This window comes from Paraburkholderia gardini, assembly GCF_907164575.1.
In the GTDB taxonomy this organism is placed as follows: Bacteria; Pseudomonadota; Gammaproteobacteria; order Burkholderiales; family Burkholderiaceae; genus Paraburkholderia; species Paraburkholderia gardini.
Map to the genome: position 1 here is coordinate 22,794 of NZ_CAJQYY010000035.1, position 13,759 is coordinate 36,552.

General features: G+C 62.0%; 14 protein-coding genes. 10 read left to right on the forward strand and 4 right to left on the reverse strand.

Annotated elements, in window-relative coordinates:
• Positions 1-147 precede the first annotated feature (147 nt).
• The 5 genes from LPA34_RS23830 to eutC all read left to right on the forward strand — a co-directional run bounded on the left by LPA34_RS23830 (position 148) and on the right by eutC (position 4,150).
• Positions 148-1,113, forward strand: coding sequence for an AraC family transcriptional regulator (locus LPA34_RS23830; RefSeq protein ID WP_228982955.1), 966 nt, complete (start codon positions 148-150; stop codon positions 1,111-1,113).
• A gap of 238 nt (positions 1,114-1,351) precedes the next feature.
• Positions 1,352-1,621: a glutaredoxin 3 gene (gene grxC / locus LPA34_RS23835; protein WP_228982958.1), complete on the forward strand. Its 270-nt coding sequence runs from the start codon at positions 1,352-1,354 to the stop codon at positions 1,619-1,621.
• Positions 1,622-1,784: 163 nt separating this feature from the next.
• Positions 1,785-1,910, forward strand: a complete 126-nt coding sequence (locus LPA34_RS26920) for a hypothetical protein (RefSeq protein WP_267478882.1) — start codon at positions 1,785-1,787, stop codon at positions 1,908-1,910.
• A gap of 51 nt (positions 1,911-1,961) precedes the next feature.
• On the forward strand, positions 1,962-3,362 hold the full coding sequence (locus LPA34_RS23840; protein ID WP_228982960.1) for an ethanolamine ammonia-lyase subunit EutB: 1,401 nt from the start codon (positions 1,962-1,964) through the stop codon (positions 3,360-3,362).
• Positions 3,359-4,150, forward strand: coding sequence for an ethanolamine ammonia-lyase subunit EutC (gene eutC, locus LPA34_RS23845; protein ID WP_228982962.1), 792 nt, complete (start codon positions 3,359-3,361; stop codon positions 4,148-4,150). Before LPA34_RS23840 ends, eutC begins: the two co-directional genes overlap by 4 nt.
• A 26-nt stretch (positions 4,151-4,176) precedes the next feature.
• Here the strand turns inward: eutC and LPA34_RS23850 are convergent, their stop codons facing one another.
• The 3 genes from LPA34_RS23850 to LPA34_RS27150 form a co-directional block, all read right to left on the reverse strand.
• Entirely contained in the window at positions 4,177-4,569 is a 393-nt protein-coding gene (locus LPA34_RS23850; protein ID WP_228982965.1) for a DUF779 domain-containing protein, read from the reverse strand.
• A gap of 64 nt (positions 4,570-4,633) precedes the next feature.
• Positions 4,634-6,154 (reverse strand): aldehyde dehydrogenase, encoded by a 1,521-nt coding sequence (gene adh / locus LPA34_RS23855; RefSeq protein WP_228982967.1) that lies wholly within the window; start codon positions 6,152-6,154, stop codon positions 4,634-4,636.
• A 395-nt stretch (positions 6,155-6,549) separates the two neighbouring features.
• The gene (locus LPA34_RS27150; protein ID WP_228982970.1) at positions 6,550-7,347 is read right to left on the reverse strand and encodes an ArsR/SmtB family transcription factor; all 798 of its coding nucleotides are present in this window, start codon (positions 7,345-7,347) and stop codon (positions 6,550-6,552) included.
• A gap of 261 nt (positions 7,348-7,608) precedes the next feature.
• Here LPA34_RS27150 and LPA34_RS23865 point away from each other — a divergent pair, with 261 nt between their 5' ends.
• The 5 genes from LPA34_RS23865 (at position 7,609) to LPA34_RS23885 (ending at position 12,225) form a co-directional block, all read left to right on the forward strand.
• Positions 7,609-7,794 (forward strand): hypothetical protein, encoded by a 186-nt coding sequence (locus LPA34_RS23865; protein WP_228875573.1) that lies wholly within the window; start codon positions 7,609-7,611, stop codon positions 7,792-7,794.
• A gap of 33 nt (positions 7,795-7,827) precedes the next feature.
• Positions 7,828-9,225 (forward strand): ATP-dependent RNA helicase DbpA, encoded by a 1,398-nt coding sequence (dbpA, locus tag LPA34_RS23870; protein WP_228982974.1) that lies wholly within the window; start codon positions 7,828-7,830, stop codon positions 9,223-9,225.
• Positions 9,226-9,387: 162 nt separating this feature from the next.
• The gene (locus tag LPA34_RS23875) at positions 9,388-10,542 is read left to right on the forward strand and encodes a pyridoxal phosphate-dependent aminotransferase (RefSeq protein ID WP_228982977.1); all 1,155 of its coding nucleotides are present in this window, start codon (positions 9,388-9,390) and stop codon (positions 10,540-10,542) included.
• A 10-nt stretch (positions 10,543-10,552) separates the two neighbouring features.
• Positions 10,553-11,404 carry a carbon-nitrogen hydrolase family protein gene (locus LPA34_RS23880; RefSeq protein ID WP_228982982.1) on the forward strand — a complete coding sequence of 284 codons (852 nt, stop codon included), beginning with the start codon at positions 10,553-10,555 and terminating at the stop codon, positions 11,402-11,404.
• 26 nt (positions 11,405-11,430) lie between these two features.
• Positions 11,431-12,225 carry an ABC transporter substrate-binding protein gene (locus LPA34_RS23885; RefSeq protein ID WP_228982985.1) on the forward strand — a complete coding sequence of 265 codons (795 nt, stop codon included), beginning with the start codon at positions 11,431-11,433 and terminating at the stop codon, positions 12,223-12,225.
• Positions 12,226-12,296: 71 nt separating this feature from the next.
• Here LPA34_RS23885 and LPA34_RS23890 read toward each other — a convergent pair whose 3' ends face one another.
• Positions 12,297-13,724, reverse strand: coding sequence for an ATP-grasp domain-containing protein (locus LPA34_RS23890; RefSeq protein ID WP_228982987.1), 1,428 nt, complete (start codon positions 13,722-13,724; stop codon positions 12,297-12,299).
• Between the last annotated feature and the right edge of the window lie 35 nt (positions 13,725-13,759).

The following is a 13,759-nucleotide window of genomic DNA, read 5'->3' on the forward strand; positions in this document are numbered from 1 at the left end:
CTCCGGTCCACAAGGCCTGGACACCGGCCCCCAACGGCCTGCGCCCTCCTCAAGTAGAATCGACTGGCATTGCATGACGTCACTATATGTCGGCGCTTGTCCGGCGCTAATCCTCAAACGACGCATAAACATGCTCAAGCGGCTCATATGGATCTGTTAAGTCGACTCCTTTCCCTGATGCCCGTCACCGGACGCCTCGATGTGCGCTGTCACTTCGGCGCCCCGTGGGCCATCAACCAGGAAAAGTCGGGTGTCCGCGAAATTCCGTACCACGTGCTGCTCTCCGGCAGCGCGGTTGTCGAGGACGGCACCGGCCCGCTCGAGCGGCTCTTCCCGGGCGACATCATCGTGTTTCCAGCCGGCGACGCCCATCGCATCCACGACGGCAGCGGTGCGACGCCCAGCCAGCCAACGCCGCGTCAGGCGATCTCTTCGGTGGTCCTCGAGAACGGCGGCGAGGGCGCATCGGCGGACATCCTCTGCGGCCGCTTCCTGCTCGGCGCGGTCCCCGACCGGTTGCTGCGCGATCACCTGCCGGGGCGCCTGATCGTCCGCAGCGCGAACGCGGGCAACGCGCGCGGCGAGGCAGGCGAATCCACCCAGTCGACGGCGAACTCGCGCCTCACACGCCTGATCGAATTGATGAGAGAGGAAGCCACCGACGACGGTCCCGGCAGCGAGACGCTCGTGAGCCATCTCTCGGCGGCGTTGTTCGCGCTGACGCTGCGCTTCGCGAGCGAACTGTCGGCGCCGCCACACGGGCTGCTCGCGCTCGCGGGCCGGCCGCGCCTGCAGGCGGCGGTCTCGGCGATGTTCGAGACGCCCGGCGAGCCGTGGACGCTCGATCAGCTCGCGTCGCTCTGCAACATGTCGCGCGCGACGTTCGTGCGGCAGTTCCAGGAAGCCATCGGCCGCTCGGCCACCGACGTGCTCACCGAAGTGCGCATGACGATCGCCGGCCGTGCCCTGTTGCAGTCCACCACGCCGGTCGCCGGGATCGGCGAAGCAGTGGGCTATCAGTCGGAAGCCGCGTTCCAGCGGGTCTTCAAACGTCAGATCGGTGTGACGCCGGCGCGCTGGCGTTCCTCCGGCGGCAACATCCGCGCGGAATAAACGACGGCCCGGCAAGGGCCGTTGTTCTTCATCCTCCATCTCCCAAACGGCGTGACGCATGCGATGCGTTCGCACGTCTGTCAAATCGCATCGCGTTGTTTCTATTGTCTGATCGCTCAAAACGGCGATGAGCCGAATGAGCATTTTGATGAGCCGCCACGCTATTAACGATCGAGGGGATGACTTTTATAGTTCAGTCACACCGTCGTCGACGGAAACTCTTTCAAAGGTAATCATCATGTCTTCAGTCACGATCTACTCAACACCGACGTGCCCGTACTGTCTCGCAGCGAAGGCGCTACTGCGCGGCAAAGGGGTGGCGTACAACGAAATCAGTATCGAAGGCGACCGCGACGCGGCCGTCGCGCTGGCGAAGAAAACAGGGCGTCGCACTGTCCCGCAGATTTACATCGGCGCGACGCATGTCGGTGGATTCGACGATCTGTCAGCGCTGGATCAGGACGGCCGTCTCGATGCACTGCTCCGTCGCGACGAAGCACTTTCGTAATGCGTGGAACAGGCGGTCAGGCAAGCTCGCCTGACCGGCCGCGCGATGCGGCAGACGCTTAATGCCGTCAAATCGCCTGATCTTTGCCGATTTCCGATAACACTTCGATTAATGGCGCTCTACCATTGGCCGATGGGCGTCTGCTTGCGGCCCACACAAGCGCATGGTGTACTTCAACTTTCGGGTGGCGATTGTGTTCGCGATCGCTCTCGTGCCCGGCTACCTGTACTTCGTGTCGACGTCTCGTCAGCATGAAGTCGCACCGGCGAACGCCCTGCTCGAAGACTGACGCGCCAGGCAAAACCGCTGCTTCCGGGCAACGGCGATGGAGCAACGGAAGATGAACTATACGGAGACTATCGGCAGCCGTACGTACCGGTTCGCCGATCTGAAAACCCTGCTGGCGAAGGCGAGCCCGCTGCGCTCCGGCGACCAGCTCGCCGGCATCGCGGCGGCAAGCGAGGAAGAACGCGTCGCCGCGAAGATCGCGCTCGCATCGGTGCCGCTACGCACGTTTCTGAATGAAGCGGTCGTGCCGTACGAAAGCGACGAAGTCACACGCCTCGTCGTCGATGACCACTCGCCTGAAGCGTTCGCCGAAATCTCACATCTGACGGTCGGCGATTTCCGCAACTGGTTGCTTTCCAGCACGACGGATACCGCGGCGCTCACACGAATCACGGCGGGCCTGACACCGGAGATGGTCGCGGCGGTGTCGAAACTGATGCGCAATCAGGATCTGATCGTGGCGGCGCGCAAGCGTCCGGTGGTGACGCGCTTTCGCAATACCGTCGGCTTGCCCGGACACATGTCCGTGCGCCTGCAACCGAATCACGCAACCGATGACGTCAAGGGCATCGCGGCGTCGATGCTCGATGGCCTGATGTATGGTTGCGGCGATGCGATGATCGGCATCAATCCCGCCACCGACAGCCTCGCCGCCATCACCACGCTGCTGCACATGGTCGACGGCTTCCGTCAACGCTATCAGGTGCCGACGCAGTCATGCGTGCTCACGCACGTCACGAACACGATTGCCGCGATAGAGAAGGGCGCGCCAGTCGATCTCGTGTTCCAGTCGATCGCGGGCACGGAGAAGGCAAACGCGGGCTTCGGCATCACGCTTGCGCTTTTGCAGGAAGGTTACGAAGCGGGGTTGTCGCTCAAACGCGGAACGGTCGGCGACAACCTGATGTATTTCGAAACCGGGCAGGGCAGCGCGCTTTCCGCGAACGCGCATCATGGCGTCGACCAGCAGACGTGTGAAGCGCGCGCGTATGCCGTCGCGCGCAAGTTCAATCCGTTTCTGGTGAACACGGTGGTGGGATTTATCGGGCCGGAGTATCTGTACGACGGCAAGCAGATCACGCGTGCCGGTCTCGAAGACCACTTCTGCGGCAAGCTGCTTGGCGTGCCGATGGGCTGCGACATCTGCTACACGAATCACGCGGAAGCCGATCAGGACGACATGGATAACCTGCTCACGCTGCTGGGCGTTGCGGGCGTCAATTTCATCATGGGCGTTCCGGGCGCCGACGACGTGATGCTCAACTATCAAAGCACGTCGTTTCACGATGCGTTGTACGTGCGCGATGTTTTAGGCCTGCGTCGCGCGCCGGAATTCGAAGCGTGGCTTGAGGCGATGCAGATCACCGACACGCGCGGCGCGCTTTTGAGCGCATCTCCGCGCCAGCCGCTACTGCAAGGCGCTAAAGACTGGATGGGAGCCGACCTCGCATGAGCGACTTCCTCGAAAAGAATCCATGGAACGCGCTGCGTGAATTTACGAACGCGCGTATCGCATTAGGTCGCGCGGGAAACAGCTTGCCGACCGTGCCGCTACTGGCATTCGATCTCTCGCACGCGCAGGCGCGCGACGCCGTGCATCATCCGCTCGACGCCGATGCCTTGCATGAACAGCTGCGCGCGCATGGTTTTACATCGATCGATGTGCATAGCGCGGCGCCCGATCGCGAGCATTATCTGCGTCGTCCGGATCTTGGGCGGCGTTTGTCCGACGAGAGCCGTGAAGCGCTCGCGCGCATTACGATAGATTCGCCCGACGTCGTGTTCGTCATCGCCGATGGTCTTTCTGCGTTCGCCGCGTCGCGACAGTCGTTGCCTTTATTGCAGGCCGTCTGTGCGCGACTTTCGGACTGGAAAATCGGTCCCGTTGTCGTGGCGCGCCAGAGCCGTGTCGCGCTCGGCGACGAAATCGGTGAGATGTTGAAAACAAAGCTGGTGGTGATGCTGATCGGCGAGCGGCCCGGCCTCAGTTCGCCGGACAGCCTTGGCATCTACCTGACATGGGCGCCGAAAACCGGTTGCAGCGATGCGCAGCGCAACTGCATTTCGAACGTGCGTCCTGAAGGGCTTTCATATGAGGCCGCAGCACATCGGCTGCATTATCTGCTGACGCATGCGCGTCGCCTCGGGTTGACTGGCGTCGGCCTTAAAGATGAAAGCGATGCCTCGCTGGAAGAAACAGCCGCAGCGACGGCAGCGGTCCCTGCGCCGCCGTCTGCCTGAGAGAAAACGCCTTTAATCACGCTTGATCACGCATCCGCGCGCGCAACCGGATGCTTTTCGAGCCACGCGTTTTCCGCATCTTCGAAGAGACGCGAACGCGTAAGAAAGCGCATCCCGGTAGGACGTTCAAGCGAAAACATACCGCCGTTGCCGGGTACGACATCGATGATCAACTGCGTGTGCTGCCAGTATTCGAATTGCGATTCGCTCATGAAGAACGGCACACCGGCAATCTCGCCGAGCCGCACGTCCGAGCTGCCCACCATGAACTCCGACGCAGGAAAACACATCGGCGCGCTGCCATCGCAACATCCGCCCGACTGATGAAACAGAATCGATCCGTGTTCGGCGCCGAGTTCGTGGATCAACGCCTCCGCGGCGGGGGTTGCGATCACGCGTGCTACTCCATCGTCTGCCATGACGTCACTCCAGTGAAAAAAAGGGCGAACCGCAACGTGCGGCTCGCCCACGGGAGCGTCGAGCTCAGAAGAAGCCCAGCGGCTTCTCGCTGTAGCTGACGAGGAGATTCTTCGTTTGCTGGTAGTGATCGAGCATCATCTTGTGATTCTCGCGTCCGATGCCGGACTGCTTGTATCCGCCAAATGCCGCATGGGCCGGATACGCGTGATAGCAGTTCGTCCATACGCGTCCAGCCTGGATTCCGCGGCCAAAGCGGTAGGCACGCGTGCCGTCGCGAGTCCAGACGCCTGCGCCGAGGCCGTAGAGCGTGTCGTTGGCGATCTCCAGCGCTTCGTCTTCGTTTTTGAAGGTCGTGACGGAGACGACCGGCCCAAAGATCTCTTCCTGGAAGATGCGCATCTTGTTGTGGCCTTTGAACACGGTCGGCTTCACGTAATAGCCTTTGCTCAATTCACCGCTCAACGTGTTGCGCTCGCCGCCAATCAGACACTCGGCGCCTTCCTGCTTGCCGAGATCGACATACGACAGGATCTTCTCAAGCTGCTCCTGCGAAGCCTGCGCACCGATCATCGTTTTCGTATCGAGCGGGTGGCCTTGCGTAATCGCCGCTACACGCTTGAGCGCGCGCTCCATGAATTTGTCGTAGATCTTTTCGTCGACGAGCACGCGCGACGGACACGTACACACTTCGCCCTGGTTCAGCGCGAACATCGTGAAGCCTTCGAGCGCCTTGTCGAAGTAGCTGTCGTCGTGATCCATCACATCGGCGAAGAAAATATTCGGGCTCTTGCCGCCGAGTTCAAGCGTCACGGGAATGATGTTCTGGCTCGCGTACTGCATGATCAGACGGCCCGTCGTCGTCTCACCCGTGAACGCGATCTTGGCGATGCGTTTGTTCGACGCCAGCGGTTTGCCCGCTTCCAGGCCGAAGCCGTTGACGACGTTCAGCACGCCAGGCGGCAGCAGATCGTGAATCAGTTCGAGCAGCACAAGGATGGAGGCGGGCGTCTGTTCCGCGGGCTTAAGCACGACACAGTTGCCCGCGGCGAGCGCCGGCGCGAGTTTCCACACCGCCATCAGGATCGGGAAATTCCACGGAATGATCTGGCCGACAACGCCTAGCGGCTCATGAAAGTGATACGCGACGGTGTCTTCGTCGACCTGCGAGATCGAGCCTTCCTGTGCGCGCGCGCAGCCCGCGAAATAGCGGAAGTGATCGATCGCGAGCGGAATGTCGGCCGCCATGGTTTCGCGCAGCGGCTTGCCGTTGTCGATCGTTTCCGCGACGGCGATGCGCTGCAGGTTCGCTTCCATGCGATCGGCGATGCGGTTCAGGATGTTCGCGCGCTCGGTCGTCGACGTTTTGCCCCACGCGACTTTTGCGCGATGCGCGGCGTCGAGCGCGAGTTCGATGTCGGCTTCGCGAGAGCGGGGAATCGATGTGAACGGCTCGCCGGTGATCGGCGAGATGTTATCGAAATACTCGCCGCCAACGGGCTTTACCCACTCGCCGCCGATGAAGTTCGCATACTGCTTCTTGTACGGGAATTCGGTGGTCAGAAACTGCATCTCTGCATGGTTCATCAGTGTGCTCCTCACATGTGTGATCGTTTATCGTCGGTGCGCTCTTCTGCCAGCCGCGAACCGGATACGCCAGAAGCGTGCCAATGACGTATCCGGTGCGATTCATGCGTGTGCAAAGAGGCACTGCGGCGATGCGCGTCGTTGAACCGATGCTTTGCGGTTCAGATCGATGCGCCAGTCCTGAACATGCAGTGGGACGCCTGTTCAGGACTTGAGCACATGGGAAGCTGCTTTTGTGACACCTGTTCAAACCAGCCGGGCACGCCGACGAAGCGCTGCGTGCGTCGGAACATCGATGCACCGGCGCTCAACGAACAAACGGACACGCGCCACCGCGCGTGCCCGCTCATCACCGATGATCCACTCTGCTGCGCAAGCGACCTTGCGGGCCCCGTTCAAGCCCCGGACGCCGGATCCGTCGCGTACATCAGCGACCCAGGCGTCGTCAGCATCTCCCCCGTCTCAAGCAACGTCTTGAGCCCGGAAAGAATCATCGGCCATCCGCCGTACAACTCGGGATTCGCGTTCTCGCGCAGCTCATCGTGCGTCACCGTCAGGCGGCACGAATCCGCGATCTGCTCGATTTCCCACGTCACGCGCGTCGTGCCTTCGCTCTTCACGTTGTCGCTCCACAGCGCGCGGAAGCTCTGCACGAGCCGTTTCGGTGGATCGACCTCCAGGTTCTCGCCTTCGACAACCACGCTGCCAGCCGCCAGACCCGACGTCGCGTGACCGCCGCCCAGGGCCTCGTAGCGCGAGCCCGGCGTCCAGTCCGAACTCAGCTGAATTCCGAATGTATATTTCGCCCGCATCTCCTTGTTGGTGATCGCTTCCCACAGGCGTTCCGGCGTCGTCTTGATGTAAATCTCGAACACTTTTTCCATCGTCCTCTCCTCCAGTTGAAGTTTCAGCCCGCTCAGCGTGGCGGCCCACGGTGCGGCGTACTTGCTCACCCAGCGGTCGTAGATCAGCTGGATCGGGACGGCGTTCAGAAAGTGCCGCTTCTCGCGCCCCTGTCGACGGGCGACAACAAGCCCTGCCTCTTCCAGCAGCTTCAGGTGCTTCATCACGCCGAAGCGCGTCATCGGCAGCCGGGCTTCCAGCGCGCTCAACGTCTGTCCGTCTTCCTTGAACAGTTCGTCGAGCAGGCTGCGGCGCGTCGGATCGGCCAAAGCTCTAAATACGTCATCCATGTTTCTCACAATAGGTGACCGTATGGTCACCTGTCAAGATGCATCGTATCCAGCGACATACGATTCTTCCCGCGATCCGGGTGCTATTTGTGGTCTATTACGGAGAACGCGGCGCCGCGACGGGCGAAACCGGTCGAGCGGAATCCGTTTCGTGCGACACTGCCGGGCTTTCGATATAACGCACCACGAAATCCGCGCTGCCCTGGCTTCGCACACGTGGCAAGCCTCAACAGACAGCCGGATCAGGCGGGAGAATCAACGATGTTTACGTGCAGAAACCAGTCATGCGACGCCCAGTGGGAAACGTCCGACGTCGTCATCAAGAATGAAGGGCAAGGACTGATGTTCCGCTGCCCGATGTGTGGGGCGCGCAATTACGTCGAGCGCTTCGACGCGGACGATGGAACGATCGTCTACGAGCAGATCGAAGGCCGTCCGCTTTCGTAAGTCGACGCATACGCAGACCCTCAGGCAAAACACATGATCAAACCCACTCCCGCCCCTTTCAGCCAGTTGCCGCTGCCGCCCGCGATGCTGGCCAACCTCACGCAGCTCGGCTATCTGGAGATGACACCGATCCAGGCCGCCAGCCTGCCGGTCGCGCTCGCCGGCCAGGATCTGATCGCACAGGCGAAGACCGGCAGCGGCAAGACAGCCGCCTTCGCCCTCGCGCTGCTCGCGCGCCTCGACGTGCGTAATTACGCAGTGCAGTCGATGGTGCTCTGCCCGACGCGCGAACTCGCCGACCAGGTCACGCAGGAAATCCGCCGCCTCGCGCGCGCCGAGGAAAACGTCAAGGTGCTGACGCTCTGCGGCGGCACGCCGATGCGTCCGCAAACCGCGAGCCTCGAACACGGCGCGCACATCGTCGTCGGCACACCGGGCCGCATCATGGATCACCTTGAGCGCGGCAGCCTCGATCTGAAAGCGCTCAACACGCTCGTCCTCGACGAAGCTGATCGCATGCTCGACATGGGCTTCTTCGACGACATCGCCACGGTCGTGCGTCAATGCCCGAAAGAACGCCAGACGCTGCTGTTTTCCGCGACGTATCCCGAAGGCATCGGCAAGCTGAGTCAGCAGTTCCTGCGCAATCCGAAGGACGTGAAGCTCGAGGAGCGTCACGACGACAGCAAGATCCGCCAGCGCTTCTATGAAGTGACGGAGAACGACCGCCTGCATACCGTCGGTCTGCTGCTGAATCATTACCGTCCGGTCAGCACGATCGCGTTCTGCAATACGAAGCAGCAATGTCGCGATCTGCTCGACGTGCTGCGCGCGCAGGGTTTTCATGCGCTCGCGTTGCATGGCGAACTCGATCAACGCGAACGCGATCAGGTGCTGATCCAGTTCGCGAACCGCAGCTGTTCCGTGCTCGTCGCAACCGATGTCGCGGCGCGCGGCCTCGATATCGCGCAACTCGAAGCGGTGATCAACGTCGACGTCACGCCTGATCCCGAAGTGCATGTACACCGCATCGGCCGCACGGGCCGCGCGGATCAGGAAGGCTGGGCGCTCAGCCTCGCGAGCATGAACGAGATGGGACGTGTCGGCAGCATCGAGCAGGCGAAGGGGCGCGAAGTCGAATGGCATCCCGTGTCGGAACTGAAGCCGGCGAGCAACGCGCCGCTTTTGCCGCCGATGGAAACGCTGCAGATTCTCGGCGGCCGCAAGGAAAAGATCCGTCCCGGCGACGTGCTCGGCGCGCTGACCGGCGACGCGGGTTTTGCCGGCTCGCAGATCGGCAAGATCAACGTAACGGAATTTTCTACCTACGTGGCGATCGAGCGCGGCGTGGCGAAGGATGCGCTTCGCAAGCTCAACGCGGGCAAGGTGAAGGGCAAGAAGGTCAAGGTCCGTCTGATGGACGAAGACTGAGGCCCACCACGGCGCCAGGCGACGCCATGACGTAAACGCATGCCGTGCATGACAAACTTTCGATTGTGGCTGCGTATTGGTTGATGCCTAATCGGCAGCAACAGGATGGGATTGCCGCACGAGTGGCGTCCCGTCGATACGCTGTCCGATGGAGGAACCCTCATGCAGAGCGCCTTGCAAGCCCGCTCGAAACTGCCCGACGTGGGCACGACGATCTTTACCGTCATCGGCCAGCTGGCCGCCGAACACAACGCGCTGAACCTCTCGCAGGGCGCGCCGAATTTCGCGCCGGACCCGAAGCTCGTTGATGGCGTCGCAGAGGCCATGCGTGCCGGTCATAACCAGTACGCACCCATGGCCGGTATCGGCGCGCTGCGCGAGGCGCTGTCGAACAAGGTCGAGCAGCTGTATGGCGTGCGCTACGACCCGTCGACGGAAGTGACCGTCATCGCGAGCGCGAGCGAAGGCCTCTATTCGACGATCAGCGCGCTCGTGCATCCGGGCGACGAGGTGATCTACTTCGAGCCTTCGTTCGACAGCTACGCGCCGATCGTTCGTCTGCAGGGCGCAACGCCGGTGCCGATCAAGCTCTCGCTCGAACACTTTCGCGTGGACTGGGACGAGGTGTCGGCCGCGATCACGCCGAAGACGCGCATGATCATCATCAACACGCCGCACAATCCCACCGCGACCATTTTCAGCGACGCCGACATCGAGCGCCTGCGCGCGGTCACGCGCAACACCGATATCGTGATTCTCTCCGACGAAGTGTACGAACACGTCGTATTCGACGGCGCGAAGCATCAGAGCATGGCGTGCTATCGGGATCTCGCCGAACGCAGCGTGATCGTGTCTTCGTTCGGCAAGTCGTATCACGTGACCGGCTGGCGCGTCGGCTACTGTCTCGCGCCTGCCACGTTGATGGACGAGATCCGCAAGGTGCATCAGTTCATGGTGTTTTCCGCCGATACGCCGATGCAGTACGCGTTCGCCGATGCGCTTGCGAACCGGGAAAGTTATCTTGGCCTGTCCGCGTTTTATCAGAAGAAACGCGATCTGCTGACAAAAGCGCTGCGCGAATCGCGCTTCGAACTGCTGCCGAGCGAAGGCAGCTTCTTCATGCTCGCGCGCTTCCGTGGATTCTCCGATGAACGCGATAGCGATTTCGTGCTGCGCCTGATTCGCGATGCGCAGGTCGCGACTATTCCGCTCTCTGCGTTTTACACCGACGGCACTGATTCCGGCCTGATCCGCCTGAGCTTCTCGAAGGACGACGCGACGCTGATCGAAGGCGCACGCCGTCTCTGTTCGATCTGAGGAGTACGTCATGAGTCAGATGGAAAAGACGCTGACCGCCGCCGTCGTGCAGATGAGCAGCACCGGTGACGTTGCGTATAACCTGGAGCAGGCGCGTCACTGGGTCACCGAAGCGGCGCGCGCGGGCGCGACGCTCGTGAGCCTGCCTGAGTACTTCTGCTGGATCGGCAACGACGAAGCAGAGCGCGTCGCGCTGGCCGAGACGCCAGGCGATGGGCCGATCCAGCAGGCGCTTGCGCAACTCGCGCGCGAAACCGGCACGTGGCTGATCGGCGGCACGGTGCCGATCCGTCCGGCGGGATCGCAGGCCGGCACGCATGCGTACAACACGTCGCTGCTGTTCGACCCGAGCGGCGAATGCCGCGCGCGCTACGACAAGATTCACCTCTTCAGCTTCAGCCAGGGCACGGAGCAGCACGCCGAAGGCGATACGATGGTGGGTGGCGACAGCGTCGGCACGGCGCACGGGCCGTTCGGCACGCTGCGGCTTTCCGTCTGCTACGACCTGCGTTTTCCCGAGTTGTACCGCGCGGGGCCGGCGGCGGATGTCATCGCCGTGCCCGCGGCGTTCACACATACGACGGGCCTCGCGCATTGGGAGTTGTTGCTGCGTGCGCGTGCCGTCGAGAATCAGGCGTACGTGCTGGCTTCAGGCCAGTGCGGCACGCATCCCAATGGCTGGCGGACTTTTGGTCACAGTATGATCATCGGACCATGGGGTGAAGTGCTCGCGCGACACGACGACGAGCCAGGCTTCGCTATCGCGACGCTCGGTTCCTCGGTGCTCGACGCGGTGCGCGAGCGTCTGCCGGTGCTGAAGCACAAACGCATCGCAACGCCGTCCGACGTCACGACAGATTAACCGGATCAAAGGGAAGGAGATCATCCATGAAGCTGCTCAGGAACCTGCTGGCGATTGCCTGTGCATTCGCCGCGACCTCGGCCTCGATGTCGGCCATCGCCGCCGACGCGACAACGATGCGCTTCGGTCTCGAAGCGCAATATCCGCCGTTCGAATCGAAGGGCGCGAATGGCGAACTGCAGGGCTTCGATATCGACATCGGCAATGCCGTCTGCGCGACCGCGCATCTGAAGTGCTCGTGGGTCGAGACGTCGTTTGACGGGCTGATTCCCGCGCTGCAGGGCCGCAAGTTCGATGCGATCAATTCGGCGATGAACGCAACCGAGAAACGTCGTCAGGCAATCGAGTTCACGAACATCATCTACCGTGTTCCGACGCAACTGATCGCGCGCAACGGCAGCGGCCTCGTACCGACGCCGGAATCGTTGAAGGGCAAGCGCGTCGGTGTGCTGCAGGCTTCGATTCAGGAAACGTACGCGAAGGCGCATTGGGAACCGGCAGGCGTGAACGTCGTGTCGTATCAGGACCAGAATCAGGTGTACGCGGATCTCGTGTCCGGCCGTCTCGATGCCACGCTGGTGCTCGCGCCCGCGGGACAGACGGGCTTCCTGTCGCGTCCGGACGGCAAGGATTTTTCGTTCGTCGGCCAGCCGGTGCGTGACGACAGGATTCTTGGCAGCGGTATCGCATTTGGTCTGCGCAAGGGCGACGATTCGCTGAAGAAGCAGCTCGACGCCGCGATCGCGAAGGTGCAGGCCGACGGTACGGTGAAGACGCTGGCGCACAAGTACTTCGGCAGCATCGACGTTTCGCCGAAGTAATGAAGTAGTTTGTCTGCGGGCCGGCCGCGCGGAAGCACTCAGGTTTCCTCGCGCGAGCCGGCGAGAGCGGCTCAGCCGATGCAGGTTCTCCGGGCCTGCAACTGTTCGAAAGCGTCGACAATCCGCTCGACAAACATGTTCTTGTGAGCGAGCACACCGTTGTTCGCCTCACGATGAACCAGCATGGTCGCGTTGCCTTCGAACACCAGCACGCGGCCGTCGGGCAGCAGCGTAAAGTCGATACCGCCGTAGTCGAGATCGAGACGCCTGCCGATTGCGGCGATCGCATTCATCGCCCGTTCTCCCAGCACCGCGCCGCTGTCCTGCAGGAAGCGGCGTTCCTCGTCGACCTTCCAGTCCGCCGTGATCATGTCCGCGGAAAAGTAATGCACGATCCAGTGCGATGAAATCGCGAGGTGGTAGGGGAACGGCACCCTGTCGACAAACACGGTCCGGTACTTGCGAAAATACCCGTCCGCGCTGCGGAAGTCGTGGAATGCCGTCAGGTAATGCGGAGCGTCGACGGTCGCCAGCGCGGACCACAGTGCGTCGATCGACGTGTGCATCGTCAGCCCCTCACCGCCATGCTTCGCGAGCGGACGTGTCAGAACCGGAAAGTCGATGCCTTCGTCGACGAGCCGGTTTGCGAGGGCATCGATTGACCCGGGCATCGTTTCCAGCAGGATGCATGGCGCGACCACCACGTCGTCCAGATCTGCAAGGAGCCTGGGCAGCCTGTCCCGTCTTGTCTGCGCGACTGCCGCCGGCGGGTTGAGCAGCGGGCGATTGCATCGCTGCACGAAGCGTTCGAGACGTGGCGCGAGCGGTTCCGCAATGTCCGGCTCACCGACTGCGTTGAAGACCAGATCGAACGGCGGCAACTGATCATCTTCCGCGTCGCTCGCATGGTCGATCGCATACTTGATGCGATAGCTCGTGGCGGGTGGAAGCAGCGTCTCGAACGGTACGTTTCCTGCCGCGTTGCCGGTACACAGGATCAACACCTTGCGTGGCGCGTTGTCGGCGGGCTCCACATAGATCCGCTGCAACCGGTAGGCGTGCGCGCGATGCACCCGCGCTTCGGTGGCGTTGCCCGTCGCGTCATGGACGGCAGCGAGATTCTGATGGGCGATCGCGAGATCCGGATCGACGTCCAGCGCGATTTCATACCATCGCCTCGCGGATTCATGGTCACCGTTCATGAAGAAGACGGTCGCGACGTTGAAGAGCGGAATCGCCCAGGGCTGCGGCAGCGTCTTCATCAACTCGAAGGTTTCGATGCCGACTCCGTGAGCGAGATAACCGGTCTCGTTGCCGGCGTCGCACATCGCGTCGGACATCGAATGATGTAACCCGACGTTCAGCGGGTCGGCATCCAGCAGACGCGTCAGGTCCGCGATCGTCTGTCCGGTCTTGTCATGACCCGTGAGCCGGGTCGCGCCGGACACGTCGTCCTGAGATTCCGTTTTGTCATCGCCTGCTTGCGTGGAATTCGCCATGTTGTTCTTCAGGTAGATCGTGCAGGGTTTCGCGT

What these genes read in the sequence shown, in the direction of transcription:
- LPA34_RS23830 (WP_228982955.1), top strand. Translation starts at nt 148, where the DNA reads ATGGATCTGTTAAGTCGACTCCTTTCCCTGATGCCCGTCACCGGACGC.
- grxC (WP_228982958.1), top strand. Translation starts at nt 1,352, where the DNA reads ATGTCTTCAGTCACGATCTACTCAACACCGACGTGCCCGTACTGTCTC.
- LPA34_RS26920 (WP_267478882.1), top strand. Translation starts at nt 1,785, where the DNA reads ATGGTGTACTTCAACTTTCGGGTGGCGATTGTGTTCGCGATCGCTCTC.
- LPA34_RS23840 (WP_228982960.1), top strand. Translation starts at nt 1,962, where the DNA reads ATGAACTATACGGAGACTATCGGCAGCCGTACGTACCGGTTCGCCGAT.
- eutC (WP_228982962.1), top strand. Translation starts at nt 3,359, where the DNA reads ATGAGCGACTTCCTCGAAAAGAATCCATGGAACGCGCTGCGTGAATTT.
- LPA34_RS23850 (WP_228982965.1), bottom strand. Translation starts at nt 4,569, where the DNA reads ATGGCAGACGATGGAGTAGCACGCGTGATCGCAACCCCCGCCGCGGAG.
- adh (WP_228982967.1), bottom strand. Translation starts at nt 6,154, where the DNA reads ATGAACCATGCAGAGATGCAGTTTCTGACCACCGAATTCCCGTACAAG.
- LPA34_RS27150 (WP_228982970.1), bottom strand. Translation starts at nt 7,347, where the DNA reads ATGGATGACGTATTTAGAGCTTTGGCCGATCCGACGCGCCGCAGCCTG.
- LPA34_RS23865 (WP_228875573.1), top strand. Translation starts at nt 7,609, where the DNA reads ATGTTTACGTGCAGAAACCAGTCATGCGACGCCCAGTGGGAAACGTCC.
- dbpA (WP_228982974.1), top strand. Translation starts at nt 7,828, where the DNA reads ATGATCAAACCCACTCCCGCCCCTTTCAGCCAGTTGCCGCTGCCGCCC.
- LPA34_RS23875 (WP_228982977.1), top strand. Translation starts at nt 9,388, where the DNA reads ATGCAGAGCGCCTTGCAAGCCCGCTCGAAACTGCCCGACGTGGGCACG.
- LPA34_RS23880 (WP_228982982.1), top strand. Translation starts at nt 10,553, where the DNA reads ATGAGTCAGATGGAAAAGACGCTGACCGCCGCCGTCGTGCAGATGAGC.
- LPA34_RS23885 (WP_228982985.1), top strand. Translation starts at nt 11,431, where the DNA reads ATGAAGCTGCTCAGGAACCTGCTGGCGATTGCCTGTGCATTCGCCGCG.
- LPA34_RS23890 (WP_228982987.1), bottom strand. Translation starts at nt 13,724, where the DNA reads ATGGCGAATTCCACGCAAGCAGGCGATGACAAAACGGAATCTCAGGAC.